The sequence below is a fragment of the Candidatus Ichthyocystis sparus genome, assembly GCF_900078745.1.
In the GTDB taxonomy this organism is placed as follows: Bacteria; Pseudomonadota; Gammaproteobacteria; order Burkholderiales; family 2013Ark19i; genus Ichthyocystis; species Ichthyocystis sparus.
The window spans coordinates 45,017-58,474 of sequence record NZ_FKII01000042.1 but is presented as its reverse complement, the minus strand read 5'-3'; the positions used below and the strand labels follow the sequence as shown (position 1 = coordinate 58,474).

Annotated in this window: 15 protein-coding genes; 14 read left to right on the top strand and 1 reads right to left on the bottom strand. The window is 41.1% G+C overall.

Annotated features, from left to right (window positions below; genetic code table 11):
* Positions 1-28: 28 nt before the first annotated feature.
* The 11 genes from A6733_RS00725 (at position 29) to A6733_RS00675 (ending at position 9,666) form a co-directional block, all read left to right on the top strand.
* The gene (locus tag A6733_RS00725; RefSeq protein WP_092401295.1) at positions 29-838 is read left to right on the top strand and encodes an ABC transporter ATP-binding protein; all 810 of its coding nucleotides are present in this window, start codon (positions 29-31) and stop codon (positions 836-838) included.
* On the top strand, positions 835-1,611 hold the full coding sequence (locus A6733_RS00720) for an MlaE family lipid ABC transporter permease subunit (protein ID WP_092401299.1): 777 nt from the start codon (positions 835-837) through the stop codon (positions 1,609-1,611). Before A6733_RS00725 ends, A6733_RS00720 begins: the two co-directional genes overlap by 4 nt.
* 44 nt (positions 1,612-1,655) lie before the next feature.
* The gene (gene mlaD, locus A6733_RS00715) at positions 1,656-2,114 is read left to right on the top strand and encodes an outer membrane lipid asymmetry maintenance protein MlaD (RefSeq protein WP_092401302.1); all 459 of its coding nucleotides are present in this window, start codon (positions 1,656-1,658) and stop codon (positions 2,112-2,114) included.
* Positions 2,115-2,153: 39 nt separating this feature from the next.
* Entirely contained in the window at positions 2,154-2,900 is a 747-nt protein-coding gene (locus A6733_RS00710; RefSeq protein WP_175330474.1) for an MlaA family lipoprotein, read from the top strand.
* Between the two features lie 29 nt (positions 2,901-2,929).
* Positions 2,930-3,925, top strand: coding sequence for a Tgt2/MlaC family protein (locus A6733_RS00705; protein WP_092460239.1), 996 nt, complete (start codon positions 2,930-2,932; stop codon positions 3,923-3,925).
* Positions 3,912-4,214, top strand: a complete 303-nt coding sequence (locus tag A6733_RS00700; RefSeq protein WP_092401311.1) for a hypothetical protein — start codon at positions 3,912-3,914, stop codon at positions 4,212-4,214. The genes A6733_RS00705 and A6733_RS00700 overlap by 14 nt, the downstream gene beginning before the upstream one ends.
* Positions 4,211-5,122: an ABC transporter ATP-binding protein gene (locus A6733_RS00695; protein ID WP_242641450.1), complete on the top strand. Its 912-nt coding sequence runs from the start codon at positions 4,211-4,213 to the stop codon at positions 5,120-5,122. The genes A6733_RS00700 and A6733_RS00695 overlap by 4 nt, the downstream gene beginning before the upstream one ends.
* Positions 5,122-5,877 (top strand): ABC transporter permease, encoded by a 756-nt coding sequence (locus A6733_RS00690; RefSeq protein WP_175330473.1) that lies wholly within the window; start codon positions 5,122-5,124, stop codon positions 5,875-5,877. Before A6733_RS00695 ends, A6733_RS00690 begins: the two co-directional genes overlap by 1 nt.
* Before the next feature lie 9 nt (positions 5,878-5,886).
* The gene (locus tag A6733_RS00685; RefSeq protein ID WP_092401317.1) at positions 5,887-6,138 is read left to right on the top strand and encodes a BolA family protein; all 252 of its coding nucleotides are present in this window, start codon (positions 5,887-5,889) and stop codon (positions 6,136-6,138) included.
* On the top strand, positions 6,135-7,409 hold the full coding sequence (gene murA / locus A6733_RS00680) for a UDP-N-acetylglucosamine 1-carboxyvinyltransferase (RefSeq protein ID WP_092401320.1): 1,275 nt from the start codon (positions 6,135-6,137) through the stop codon (positions 7,407-7,409). Before A6733_RS00685 ends, murA begins: the two co-directional genes overlap by 4 nt.
* Before the next feature lie 280 nt (positions 7,410-7,689).
* A complete protein-coding gene (locus A6733_RS00675) occupies positions 7,690-9,666 on the top strand; it encodes a diguanylate cyclase domain-containing protein (RefSeq protein ID WP_175330472.1) in 1,977 nt (658 codons plus the stop codon).
* Positions 9,667-9,703: 37 nt separating this feature from the next.
* Here the strand turns inward: A6733_RS00675 and tsaD are convergent, their stop codons facing one another.
* Positions 9,704-10,762, bottom strand: coding sequence for a tRNA (adenosine(37)-N6)-threonylcarbamoyltransferase complex transferase subunit TsaD (gene tsaD / locus A6733_RS00670; protein WP_092401326.1), 1,059 nt, complete (start codon positions 10,760-10,762; stop codon positions 9,704-9,706).
* Positions 10,763-10,865: 103 nt separating this feature from the next.
* Here tsaD and rpsU point away from each other — a divergent pair, with 103 nt between their 5' ends.
* The 3 genes from rpsU to dnaG are packed head-to-tail and all read left to right on the top strand — an operon-like array spanning position 10,866 to position 13,385.
* Positions 10,866-11,075: a 30S ribosomal protein S21 gene (gene rpsU / locus A6733_RS00665; RefSeq protein WP_092401329.1), complete on the top strand. Its 210-nt coding sequence runs from the start codon at positions 10,866-10,868 to the stop codon at positions 11,073-11,075.
* Positions 11,076-11,111: 36 nt separating this feature from the next.
* On the top strand, positions 11,112-11,588 hold the full coding sequence (locus tag A6733_RS00660; RefSeq protein ID WP_092401332.1) for a GatB/YqeY domain-containing protein: 477 nt from the start codon (positions 11,112-11,114) through the stop codon (positions 11,586-11,588).
* Positions 11,589-13,385: a DNA primase gene (gene dnaG / locus A6733_RS00655; RefSeq protein WP_092401335.1), complete on the top strand. Its 1,797-nt coding sequence runs from the start codon at positions 11,589-11,591 to the stop codon at positions 13,383-13,385.
* The last annotated feature ends 73 nt before the right edge of the window (positions 13,386-13,458 follow it).

Genomic DNA, 13,458 nt, shown 5'->3' with positions numbered 1-13,458 from the left:
TTTGGGCAAAAGAAAGAGAGAACAGCATATGTATGGTTTCTCAGGTAAAGCTATACACTTATCAGGTGTTGACTTTTTTCGCGAGGAAACAAGAATTCTGTCAGATATTAGCCTTTCTGTTAATTATGGTGAAATTGTAGCTGTTATGGGTTTTAGTGGAGGGGGTAAAACAACTCTTATTGAACTTATGGCAGGGTTGTTGTTTCCATCCAAAGGTTATGTAGAGGTCTGTAAGCTTAATTTATCTCATTGTTCTTTGAGTGACCTGTTTAGCATTCGTCGGCAAATGGGGATTTTGTTTCAAACAGGGGCTCTGTTTTCAGATTTATCAGTGTTTGATAACGTAGCATTCCCACTTAGAGAGATTACTTCTTTTTCTGGGGAAGCTATAAGCGATTTAACATGGATGAAGTTAGAGGCTGTTGGCTTGCGTTCAGCTGCTACTTTGTTTCCCTCTGAACTGTCAGGAGGCATGGCACGTAGGGTATCTTTGGCGCGTGCCATTTCATTGGATCCCCGTATATTGCTATGTGACGAACCTTTTTCTGGTCTTGATCCAGCAGCTGTTAATTCTATATCTAATCTTATACTTTCCTTGACCCGTATTTTTAATCTATCGACAGTTATTATTACCCATCATGTTGGTGATTTAATAAACATATTTGACAGGGTATTGCTGCTTGTAGGTGGTTCATTAGTGTTTGATGGTACGCCTGGTGAGTTTCTGTCTAGTGAGAAAAATGAAGTACAGAGCTTTATACGAGGTGATGTTAATTTAGTCCATAGGTCTTCTGTAAGTAGTTTGTCGTTGGCGGAGAACTTGAGGATTGTAGAATGATTTTATATTGGTCTCGTGCTGTCGGAAGGTTTGTAGGAAAGCCCGCTGTGTTGGGAAAGGGTCTTCGTTTTTTACTTACCATTATCGAACACTCTACTCTCTCTTATCCCGGTCGCTGGTTGAGACAAATACATTTTTGTGGTGTTTTGTCTTTGCCAATAATTTCGCTTTCTGCGTTTTTTGTTGGGATGGTATTGGCACTGCAGATGTATTACGCGCTTAGCCATTATGGTGCAGTTGAAAGTGTGGGTTACTTAGTGGCATTGTCCTTAGTTAGAGAGTTGGGTCCGGTTGTAACTGCGCTTTTGTATGCATCTCGTACAGGATCTGCTCTTGCTGCATCTATAAGCATGATGAGGTCTCGTGAGGAGCTCAAAGCACTTTCAGCTATTGGTATAAACATATGGGAAAAGATTTTCTTTATTAGGTTTATTGCATCTTTTTTGGTAGTTCCAGTACTGACTATTCTATTTTCCGTAATAGGTGTTTTAGGGTGCTATGTTGTTTCAGTGTCGTGGTTTAACATAGATCCTGGAGTTTTTTGGCTAAACATTACCAATTCTTTGTTATTTTTTAATGATATTGGTAATGGATTATTAAAAAGTGTTGTGTTTGGATTTGTAATCACTTGGATTTCTTTGTTTTTGGGTTACGTGTGTCCGCCTACTGTATCTGGTATGTCTAAAGCTACTACCCAGGCGGTTGTGTTGAGCTCTCTTTGTGTTTTTGTCTTAGACTTTGTTATGACTTCATTTATGTTTTCTGTTTTGTGAGAGAGGGCTATTTTACCGTTACAGTTCGGGGAGGGTGGTTTTACATGGAGTACCGTCGTTACGATTTGACCGTTGGTCTGTTTTTTTTATTGGCTTTGATAGGGCTTTTTTTCCTGGCGGCAATGGCTACGAGGGGAGTTTCTTTTTGGGAAAGAGAAAAATACTATGAGGTGACTGCCGTTTTCCAAAATGTGGGGCAATTAAGTATAGGATCTCCCGTAAAGAGTGGGGGGGTTTTGGTAGGGCGTGTTGTAGGCATAGGACTTGATCCCAAAACATACCAAGCCATTGTTCACATGCACATAATGGATATTTATAGATTTCCTATAGACTCAACTGCGCTGATTTTGACCACTGGTATCTTAGGGGCTCAATTTATCGGTATAGAGGCAGGGTTGGATACCAATACCCTTAAAAATGGTGACAGGGTTTTTCATACGCAATCAGCATGGATTTTGGAAAAGGTGCTATCACAGTTTCTTGTTAATCATTTGAATAAATAGATGCTATACGCCTACAGATGTTTATTATTTTGGTGCTTATTGTCCATTTTATGTGCTTATAAACCTGTACACGCAAGCGCCTTTTCAGTAAACCGTAAGGAAGGTGGTCCCGCCGTTGTTGTGCGTGGTCACGCATTGTATGATCCGTGGGAGACGTATAATGTGAATAATTATATCAAAAGTAGCAAGGCCAGTGCGGCTTTTATTAATCATGTGGCATTATTTTATTCTCAAAAATTACCTCCTCCAATACCGTTAATGGTGAATAATTTTTTTGAGAATATTAACGATGTTGGCACAGCAATTAATGAGCTTTTACAAGGAAAATTCAAAGCTTTCTTTTCTGATTTTGTACGCGTTACATTAAATACTGTATTCGGGGTTTTGGGTATGGGAAATGCAGCCGGAGTTTTGGGATGGTCTAAGAATTACCAAGATTTTGGCCTAACCCTTGCGCATTGGGGATTTCCCCCGGGGCCATATCTTTTTTTACCAATAATAGGTCCCGCAACAGTACGTTCTGGATTGGGAATATTGGTTGATAAAATTTGGGACCCAATTTCATACCTTCCTTGGCAAGTGGCGGTTTATGCTTTGAAGGGGGTCAACAATTTGTCCAATTTGTTGAGTGCAGGAGGCTCAGATTTATTTTCTACTGCAGATAAGTATGTTTTTGTGCGTTCTGTATATTGGCAACATACTGTATACCTTATTTACGCTGGTGACTATTCTGCTAATGCATTCTCACAGGAGGATTTAGATGAAATCATTAAAAATCCGTTGTAGTTTGTGACCAAAATAAGAAAGGGCATGTAATGTCATTAAAAGGATACCTTAGTTTGACTCCTTTAGCCGTGCTGTCGTTATTGTGGCTATCTGTTTGTTTGGCTGATAATCAAAAATTGAGCTTTTTCACTGTGTCTGCTAATAGCACATCTAGTACCACTGTTCCCCCTAGCAATGGCAAATCTGGTACTACCGTTCCCCCTAACAATGGCAAATCTGGTACTACCGTTCCCCCTAGCAATGGCAAATCTGGTACTACCGTTCCCCCTAACAATGGCAAATCTGGTACTACCGTTCCTCCCAACAATAGCAAATCTGGTACTACCGTTCCCCCCAGAAACGGCACATCTAGTGCCTTTGTGAAAGTTAATTCACCTGCACCTACCTCAAGAGCTAAGTCCAATAATTTGTTAGATAATAACTCTCCCATGTGGGATGGATTGATTGGGTGTAGAAAGGAGCATGAAGGGCATAATGCTAAAACGCCTGTATTGCTAATGGAGTGTATCTCTGATCGCTTTTTAGTATTGCTTGGGAAGACTAAGTCAAACGATAGCTTGAAGCGAGAACTGAACAGCCGTGGGTTGGAGGTAGCCGACAAGTACTTTGACTTCACACGTATGACAGCACTTGCATTTGGAAGAAATTGGATGAAGCTCAGCCTGGAGGAGAAGCGCCGTCTTGTACAAGAGTTTAGAACTGTATTATTTGATAACTATTCGGATGGATTATCAAGATTTTTAGGGTATAAATCATCGGTTGTAAGTTCAGATACTAGTGATATTCAGTCCATCGTACATACCATAGTAAGTGATGGCCACCCCGACCATGTAACAAAGGTTGACTACTACCTTCTACGTGTTAATGGAGATTGGATGATTTATGATGTCTCAGTTTCTGGTATTAGTCTGATTTCAAGTTATCGCCAACAGCTTGAAGCTACTTATGGAAGTGAAGGTATGGATGGTGTTTTTGAGTTTTTACGCCAAATCAACAAGGAGAATAAGGATAATGTGGTCTCTTAGGGATGATTATCTCTTTCTAGAAGGGCAGTGGACCATGCAGCTCGTTTCTCATGAACTGTCAGGTACAGTTGAGAAAATTTCTTCTTTGGATTTTTCCTGTGTTGACGGTAGTAATATTGTCATGTGGGATTCATCAATTTTGCTTTTATTGCTGGCCTGCCGTCGGTTTCGTCCTACTGTAACTTTTCGAGGATTTCCTGATAAAGTTCTTGCACTATCAGGTTTATATGGCGCGCGCGATATAATATTCGGTGTTGATGATTGCTTGTCTAGGGATATAGCACCATGACAGACAAATTTATGGTTGAAGTGTCCGGTTTGACTAAGTTTTATGGTTCTTTTCGTGCCTTGAATGATGTTACATTTTCTATACGTAAATCTGAGATTTTTGGATTGCTTGGCCCCAATGGTGCTGGAAAAACTACCCTAATAAGTATAATGGGCGGTTTGATTAAATCTTCCGCAGGAACAGTTAAAATTGGTGGCAAGTTGGTTTCAATTTCTTCTACTGAGACTCGTGCCCTTCTTGGTGTTGTGCCTCAAGAGTTGGTTTATGATCCTTTTTTAAAGGTTCGCGAAGTTTTAGAATTACAGAGCGGTTTATGTGGTATTAGGCCAGATGCCTATTGGATAGACGAGCTTTTACATGAACTCGGGCTTTATGAAAAAGAAAAACATATTATGGGACGCCTGTCTGGTGGTATGAAAAGACGTGTTATGGTTGCATTGGCCCTTGTTCATAGACCACCAGTCATTGTTTTGGATGAACCAACTGCTGGTGTTGATGTGGAACAAAGGTTATCTTTGTGGAGATTTATAAAACGTCTTAATGCTGATGGTCATACTATAGTTCTAACTACACATTATTTGGCTGAAGCAGAGCAATTATGCGACAGAATGTCATTTATGCGGGCTGGCTGCTTAATAAATGTTGGTTCATTTAGCGATTTGAATGAAGGGGAGAGAATGTCAGTATCGTTTTTTCTGCCCCAAGGTGTTTCATTGCCAGGGCAATGGCATCAGTTTCTAAGACAACATGAGGATGCCCAATATTCACTTATATTGGAAGAGTATAGCCAGCTTATTACACTGTTGTCTGAGTTGATTCCCTTGGGCCTATATCATCTACTTGTCCAGAGAACGAGTTTGGAGGATTTGTATGTGCGTCTAATGCGCGCCGCTAAGGAGGGATCGTAGTGATAAAGATACGTACCTTGTTTTACAAGGAATGTTTGCGTTTTTATCGAGTATTTGGACAGACTATATTTTCTCCCGCATTTGTTTCTGTCTTGTACCTTATCGTGTTTTCCAAGGCAGTTCCTTCTCGCTACTTTGATTGGTACGGGTGGGGATACATAGATTTTTTGGTTCCTGGCCTGATTATAATGACCATGCTGCAAGCAGCATTCATGAATTCATCTACCAGCATAACCTTAGCAAAGGTTACAGGTAATCTTCATTTCTTGCTTATGGCGCCCATTTGTCCGATGTCTTTTTACTGGGCATATGTTTTGGCAAGTGTTCTAAGGGCTTTCATAGTTGGTTTAGTGGTTTGGATAGTCTCTACTTTGTTTTGGAGTCACCCGATAAGAGAGCCACTGTATCTAATAGGTTTTTCTCTATTGGGAACGTTAATTTTGGGAGGATTAGGTCTCATTGCAGGGGTGTGGGGGAGAGATTTTGATCACCTTGCTTTTTTCAACAGCTGTATCGTTTTTCCACTAACTTTTCTATCAGCCGTGTTCTTCCCCTTTTCTAATGTTTCAGAAGTGTTTCAAAGGTTTCTGCTCGTTAATCCAGTTTTTTATATAGTAGAGGGTGTGAGGTTCGGCTTTTTAGGCAACTCTGATTGTAACCCTGGTTTGTCATTTTTTGTGCTGTTTGTTATTTTTATCTGTATATCCTTTATTAATTACTGTATTTTAGTCTCCGGATATCGTCTCAGAGAATAGATTTTTTGTATGACTCCGGATAATCTCCGTTCTTGTATTGTTCACATTTTGGATGATGATGGTGCCTTTGTAACTGTAGAGGGTGACGATGGGCGCCATTTTCACGCGGTGGTTGTTAGCCACCGTTTTGATGGTATGTCCCTTATTAATCGTCACCGCCTTATTATGAATTCCCTGAGTAAACAGATTTCATCTGATTTGATACATGCCCTTTCCTTAAGAACTTTTACTCATTCAGAGTGGGAGAAGAGGGGTAAATGAGTTGTTTTTGTATTAAGGGCAGAATAAGTGGCCTTAACGGAGAGATAGATATCTCCGGTGCCAAAAATGCTGTCCTTCCTATGTTAAGTGCCTGCCTACTTACTTCGTCGCCTGTGGTTTTTCACGGTGTGCCCCGATTGAAGGACGTCGAGACAATGATTGCTCTGCTGCGTTCTATAGGGGTCGATGTTCGTTGGCAATCTTTTTGCTCGCTTTATCTTTCAGCTAAGGAGTTGGATAGTTACATTATCCCACTAGCATTGGTTCGTGATATGCGTGCCTCTATACTGGTAGTCGGTCCTCTTTTGGCTAGGCTGGGCTGTGTTGAGTTTCTTGAACCTGGAGGATGTGCAATTGGCCGTAGGCCTATTGATCAGCACATAAAAGCATTATCAAAAATGGGTGTGATTTTTGAATGCAGGGATAACAATATACTAGGTTCATGTGTTGGCCTTGTCGGTACCAACATTTCATTTGACTGTGTAACTGTTACAGGTACAGAAAATCTTATAATGGCAGCGGTATTAGCAGATGGTGTAACCGTTTTGAATGGTGCTGCCTGCGAGCCAGAAATTGTTGATTTAGCGAATTGTTTGAATCAGATGGGGGCATGCATATATGGTGCTGGTACATCAACGATACGTATTGCTGGCGTAAAATCACTCTCTGGTGTGGAGTATAGTGTCATGCCAGATCGCATTGAGGCTGGCACCTACTTATGTGCTTGCGCTGCTACAGGCGGAGAGGTTACCTTAAGAAATATTAATCACAATCTGCTGCGATCGGTTATCGATGTCCTTAGGGCTACTGGTTGCTCTGTAAGAGAGTACGATAGTGACATTATTTCTATAAAATCTTCTTGTAAACTATCGGGAGTGGATATCGTCACTGCTCCCTATCCCGGGTTTCCCACTGATTTGCAAGCGCCATTTATGGTTGTTGACAGCGTTGCTTCAGGTTCTTCGCGGATAATTGAAAGAATTTTTGAAGGTCGTTTTGCACATGTTTGTGAGTTACAACGACTAGGTTGTAGAATTTCAGTCAATGGAGATACTGCATGTATAGAAGGTGGTTCTTTGCTGCGTGCCGGAGCAATTAATGCCACGGATCTTCGTGCTGCTGCCGCCCTTGTTATTGCTGCTTTGTGCTCGGAAGGAACTAGTGTAATCAGTAATGTCGACTTTATAGATCGAGGTTATGAAAGTATGCCCGAGAAGCTTTCCTTACTAGGTGCTTGCGTCGAGCGAATGGTTATGGAAGCATGCATCTGACCATCTCCTGATAGCTTTAGCTATTGTCTGTTTAGGTAGTTCGAGTCACTACTGCAATGCAGTGTCCATGCGGTTATTCTTGGCTCCATATTGGTTACGTTAATCTGCTAGCGTGTTACATCAGCATGGCAGCGCTCGTAGTTGTATGTCTATACTTTTCCATATCCAGGTAATGATGATAGATTTTCTCCACTATTAGGTTATGGTAGAAGGCTGGCCATGCTATCCCAGATGTATCATGTACTCCCTTGGTTACGCCATTTATTTTGTGCAAATGCCTATGTCATTTCCATCCAGCGATCCATATATTGATAAGATGATCCATTTGGATAGGTTGCTACATACTGCCAATCTTGTTGCTATGTCATGGCTTGTTTCATTGCCAGTAGTTATTGGCATGTCTATTCCAATTTTTGAAGTAAACGATAGGTATAAAGTAATTTTTTGGCTTGTTTTGGCTGTTTTATTTACTTTTGCCCGTGTCTTTATGGCAAGCTTACTTAAAAATTGTACGGTGGAAAATAATCTTGGTCGTTTCGAAGTTATACATGCCATTGTAGGAGCAATTAGTGCTTTAGCTATAAGCATAGGATTGGTCAACTTTTCTGTGATATTGCCTACAACTTGGCAAATGGGGTACACAGCTACCATTGCTGTTTTGGCAATGGGGACGGCCTTTACTCTTCTGTATACCTCTATTGGTTTTTTCTCATATGTTCTTAGCTTGATTTTGCCCATTGGCATCGCGCAAGTTTTTCATCCTGATGACGCAGTTAGAACATTAGGCGTTATGAGCATTATTATGGTCCCAGTTTTATCGATTTATTACTACAAGCAACATAAAGTTGTTATTGATGGACTACGTATGTTTTACGAGAACAAGGTCCTATTGGAACGTCAAAGGGCTATTTTTGACGCTGTTCCCAACGGCATTATAGTTTCTCGAGAAGGTGTAATTATCAATGCTAACGAGAGTGTTTCTCGTATGTTCGGATATAGTCTATCTAACTTAGTTGGAGAAAGTGTTTCTAAGCTATTTTTAGACATTTCTACCCTTAATCGCCTTTTTGATCCTAAAAATAGACCAGTGGTAGCAGATAATACCGAACAAGATCTTGCTGAATCTGAGGCTGTTCGCTCCGATGGAAGTAATTTTTGGGTAGGTGTTGCATGTAGACCTATAGAAGAGTATCGATTAAATGGAAAGGGAATTATTTGGTCGATATCCGATTTAACTGAAAGAAAAAAAACAGAAGAGAATCTTCACGGTCAGCGAGCTATGTACCATGGTTTGGCCGAAACTGCTAATGATTTGGTATTTTATCTAGATGATAATCTTCATTTTAAATACACCAATGCTCGTGGTTCTATGAGATTGTTGGGTCGTTCTCCTGAAGACTTAATTGATACCTATATCGGAGATATTATTGTTGATGAAACAGATACCCCTGATAAGAGAGTATTTAGCGATTTGTTCGATTTAGGAGCTACTTCCGAGAGAGAAGTGAATATACTCCATGCTGATGGCAGCGTGAAGCGCATTAAATTTAGTTTGACTGCTATGAGGTCTATGGGAGGATATTTGAGAGGTGTTGCTGGGATAGCAACCGATATTACACCTAAGAAGCAAGTAGAGGACCACATGCTTTATCTTGCCATGCATGATGAGCTAACAGGTCTTCCTAATAGACGCTTGTTTATCGATAGGTTGCAACAGGCCATTCGCCAGCTTGATAGGCAATCGTGCCAATTAGCCGTGATTATGCTTGACTTAGATCGCTTCAAGTTGGTAAACGATACTCTTGGCCACAGCGTTGGCGATCGAGTGTTGGAGATGACAGCGTATCGTCTTCGTTCATTGTTGCGCTCCTCTGATACAGTTGCTAGGTTGGGTGGGGATGAGTTTATAATTCTTTTGCCTAGTGTTTCTGAAATTGATAAAGTGCGTTGTGTGGCTGAAAAAATTGTTAACTCTATTGGTGAGCCACTTTTAATCGCTGGAAATCATGTTCAAATATACGCTAGCGTCGGTGTCAGCTTATGTCCTGACGATGGTGGCGATTCTAATACTTTGGTTGAGTTTGCTGATGAGGCCATGTACAAGTGCAAGCAGGCAGGGTGCAACTGTTATAAATTTTACTGTGAATTAGAAAATAACAGTCAATCTGGAAGTAAGGGCAATCTTTCCGATGCAGTGGAACCTAGCAAGAATGGTCATAAAGCAAGTAATAACAGTTTTGCGGAAGATTCTGTTTAAAAAAACCAATCATTTGGGTTTTTTGCGGATGCTGTCATTAATCATGATTGAGGTTGGTTAGTGGCCATCTCGGGAGAACTAACGGCTGTGGTGCGACAGAGCATTTATTAATTTTTCCGTCTACTAAATGTAGCGCTGCAGCGTGAGCGATCATGGATCCGTTATCTGTACAAAGGTGATTGTCTGGAAAGAAATCTTGCCACTTATTTTTTTCAGCAAGAAGCCTAGCCTTTTTCCGTATGTTGCTATTTGCACTTACTCCGCCAGTTATAACAAATTTGGTAAGACCCGTTTGTACACAAGATTTTCTAATTTTTTCCACTACGACTTCTGTGCACGCATCCTCAAATGATTTTGCAATGGAAATTTTTTGATCTTGGGTTAGAGGTTTTCCAATTTTTTTTATGCTATTTTTTACCGCAGTTTTGATTCCACTAAAGCTCATATCTAGGTCAGGACTGTGTAACATGGGTTTTGGTAAATAGGTAATTGGATGAACTTCAGGTGAAAATTCTTTTGCCATTTTTGATACAGCTGGGCCACCTGGATACCCCAATCCGAGCAATTTGGCAGTTTTATCAAAGGCTTCACCAATAGCATCATCTTTGGTTTCTCCAAGTAATTTATAATTTCCTAGACCTTCTACATGAAAAATTTGTGTATGACCTCCAGAAATTAACATGCCTACATAAGGAAATGAGAGGTCTGTAATCGACATCATTGGACTAAGGAGGTGGGCTTCTAAATGATTTATACCAAGCAAGGGTTTGTTGCTATGCCAGGCTAACCCTTGAGCAAAAGCAGCTCCCACCATAAGTGCTCCCGCTAATCCAGGTCCTCTGGTATATGCTATCAAAGATATATCGCCAAAGCAGATATTTGCATCACTTAGTACCTGCCCGAATAGAGGTGAAATTTTACTTGCGTGGTCACGGGAAGCAATTTCCGGGACTACTCCCCCATATGCTGCATGAACTTCAATTTGTGATGACAGCACTTCTGCTAATATCCCTTTTCGTGTATCGTATAGGGCCAGTCCTGTTTCGTCACATGAAGTTTCTATTCCAAGGACGATATGAGATTGATTTGAGTTCATGATTAGTCCATTTGTGTTGGTGGGTGTATTTCATTGCAATTGTTACGAGTAGCTCCCAATATATAGTAGGGTGGGGTGTTTTTTTTTTCTAGGGAAGGTTTTCATGCCAGGAGTACGTGTAAAGGAAAATGAGCCGTTTGAGGCTGCCGTTAGGCGGTTCAAAAGGGCAGTGGAGAAGGCTGGGGTTCTGACTGAGCTTAGGTCAAGGGAGTACTATGAGAAGCCTACTGCAGTCAGGAAAAGGCGTTTTGCAGCTGCCGTTAAGCGGCACTTTAAGCGTTTGCGTAGCCAAGCTTTGCCACCACCGCGATAAATTGGGGGCTTTGTACACACTGACTGGGGAGGGGATATGTCGCTAGAGATTTCTATCCAGGATGACATAAAGCAGGCCATGCGTAGCAGGGATGCTGCTACTTTGTCTGCGTTGCGTCTTTTGTGGGCCGCTATTAAGCAGAAGCACATAGACGATAGGGTGGATTTTAGTGATGATATGATTATCTCCGTCTTGGTTAGAGAGAAGAAGAAAAGGCAAGATTCTAGGGATTGTTATATCTTAGCTGGTCGCATCGAGCTTGCTGACAGGGAGCAGTTTGAGATGGATATTATATCCCGTTACTTGCCGGAGTCACTGTCAGAGTCAGAGTTGTACAAGATGGTTGAAGAGGCTTTTTCTGTGGTAGGCTGCTCCAAAATGAGCGACATTTCTGCAGTTATGTCGGAGTTGAAGCCCAAGCTTATCGGTAAGGCTGATCTCGGACAGGTGTCTCGTATCGTTAAAGATGCCTTGTCTAAGCGCCTTTCAGGTGGTAGCAAGGAAGGTTCTTGATTGATCAGCGAAGACTTTGTACGGGAGCTTTTGCATCGTCTCGATATAGTTTCTGTATTGCGTCCGTATCTTGATCTAAAGAAGGTTGGTGCTAATTACGTTGCTTGCTGTCCATTCCACTCTGAGAAGACTCCTTCTTTTACAGTGAGTCCGGCTAAGCAGTTTTATCATTGTTTTGGTTGTGGTGCCCATGGTACTGCAATTAGTTTTATGATGCGCCACAGCCGCCTGCCTTTTCCAGAAGCGGTGACCAAGTTGTCATCTATGGTGGGCTTGACAGTTCCAATTTCTGCAAGTCTGCAAAATGATAAAAATAAAGGACTTAGTGAATGGTTATCCAAGGCTGTGTCTTTTTATAGAGAGCAATTGCTGACTAATGACGCGGTGTTATCTTACCTAACCAATCGAGGTTTGCAATCTGAGGTTCTTGAGAGGTTTAACTTGGGGTTTGCCCCAAATTCATACCAGAATCTGCGGATTTTTTTTCGAAGCCAATATTCTCTTACTGCCCTTCAGGAAGTAGGACTAGTATCCAAAAGTTCTAAGGGAGGACTGTATGATCGATTTCGTAATCGCATCATGTTTCCCATAAGATCATTTAATGGTGATTTTATCGGCTTTGGTGGGCGCGTTCTGACAGAGGGTGTTCAACCTAAATATCTTAACTCTCCTGATACTACCTTGTTTAGGAAGGGACACGAATTGTATGGATTGTATGAAAATTCATCCTTTGTCAGGAAAGAAAGGTCGGTGATTGTTGTTGAGGGCTACATGGACCTGCTTTCACTAAATCAGCATGGCATTAACAACGTTGTTGCTAGTTTGGGAACTGCATGTACTTTATCTCAAACTAAACTGCTGTTTCGCTACGCGGATACTATTTATTACTGTTTCGATGGTGATGATGCAGGCAGAAAGGCGGCTATTCGTGTTGCAGAAAATACGCTATCAATTTTACCAGATGGCAAACAAGTATATTTTTTGTTGTTGCCAAAGGGGGAAGATCCCGATTCATATGTTGCAAGCCATGGCTCTAGGGGTTTTCAAGAGATTATTTTTAAGGCAAAGCCGCTGTCTTTATTTCTAATTGATGATTGGAGATTACGCTACAAAGTGGATACGGTAGAAGGACGTGCCTTGATGGTTCATGATCTACGTGCAATTTTATCAAAAATTAACGCTCCAATTTTTCGTGCGGCCTTGGTACATGAACTATCGTCTGTAGTAGACATTCCGGATACACATTTGTCTCAAATATTTTCAAATGCGGTTGTTGATGGGGGAAAGTATGTTAATAATTCCAAAGAGATGCAAGCCTCTGTACATAATAAGCCCCGTTTCTCTGGTCGTAGGACAGCAGATAAAGGTGATAGATATGTTCCCTCTTTAGCACAACGTGTGGCAAGATTGCTGTTGTCAAGGCCTGGTAATGTCTCTGATTTTCCAAGGGAATTATTGAATGTAGAGTCAGAAGAGTTTTATGCTCTTCGTGACCTAGTGTTAATACTGTCAGATTTACCAGCAAAGGAGTTCTCTATTGAAAATCTTAGCGATCGCCTTAAATACCATCCTAGGTCATCTTGGTTTTCTAGAGTTTTTTCATTGTCTAGTGCTGAACGCAGTGACGAGGAATGGGCCGTGGCTTTTAAGGAGTATTGCCTAGCTCTTAAGAGAAATTGTTTGGAAGAAAAGTATGATCATTTCTTGAAGTTGATGAGCAAAAGGTCACTAAATGAAGCTGAAAAAGAACAGTTTATTAGTACTATGACTCTATTGAAGGATATCAAGTGTCGGTGATTCTAGGTGAGATTTCAGTGTAATGTCTAGCAGCATTTTTTTCTTTTGTTGAGTATAATGGACCAGAGCGAAG

What these genes read in the sequence shown, in the direction of transcription:
- mlaD (WP_092401302.1), top strand. Translation starts at nt 1,656, where the DNA reads ATGGAGTACCGTCGTTACGATTTGACCGTTGGTCTGTTTTTTTTATTG.
- murA (WP_092401320.1), top strand. Translation starts at nt 6,135, where the DNA reads ATGAGTTGTTTTTGTATTAAGGGCAGAATAAGTGGCCTTAACGGAGAG.
- A6733_RS00685 (WP_092401317.1), top strand. Translation starts at nt 5,887, where the DNA reads ATGACTCCGGATAATCTCCGTTCTTGTATTGTTCACATTTTGGATGAT.
- A6733_RS00700 (WP_092401311.1), top strand. Translation starts at nt 3,912, where the DNA reads ATGTGGTCTCTTAGGGATGATTATCTCTTTCTAGAAGGGCAGTGGACC.
- A6733_RS00660 (WP_092401332.1), top strand. Translation starts at nt 11,112, where the DNA reads ATGTCGCTAGAGATTTCTATCCAGGATGACATAAAGCAGGCCATGCGT.
- A6733_RS00720 (WP_092401299.1), top strand. Translation starts at nt 835, where the DNA reads ATGATTTTATATTGGTCTCGTGCTGTCGGAAGGTTTGTAGGAAAGCCC.
- A6733_RS00725 (WP_092401295.1), top strand. Translation starts at nt 29, where the DNA reads ATGTATGGTTTCTCAGGTAAAGCTATACACTTATCAGGTGTTGACTTT.
- A6733_RS00695 (WP_242641450.1), top strand. Translation starts at nt 4,211, where the DNA reads ATGACAGACAAATTTATGGTTGAAGTGTCCGGTTTGACTAAGTTTTAT.
- A6733_RS00675 (WP_175330472.1), top strand. Translation starts at nt 7,690, where the DNA reads ATGTCATTTCCATCCAGCGATCCATATATTGATAAGATGATCCATTTG.
- tsaD (WP_092401326.1), bottom strand. Translation starts at nt 10,762, where the DNA reads ATGAACTCAAATCAATCTCATATCGTCCTTGGAATAGAAACTTCATGT.
- rpsU (WP_092401329.1), top strand. Translation starts at nt 10,866, where the DNA reads ATGCCAGGAGTACGTGTAAAGGAAAATGAGCCGTTTGAGGCTGCCGTT.
- A6733_RS00705 (WP_092460239.1), top strand. Translation starts at nt 2,930, where the DNA reads ATGTCATTAAAAGGATACCTTAGTTTGACTCCTTTAGCCGTGCTGTCG.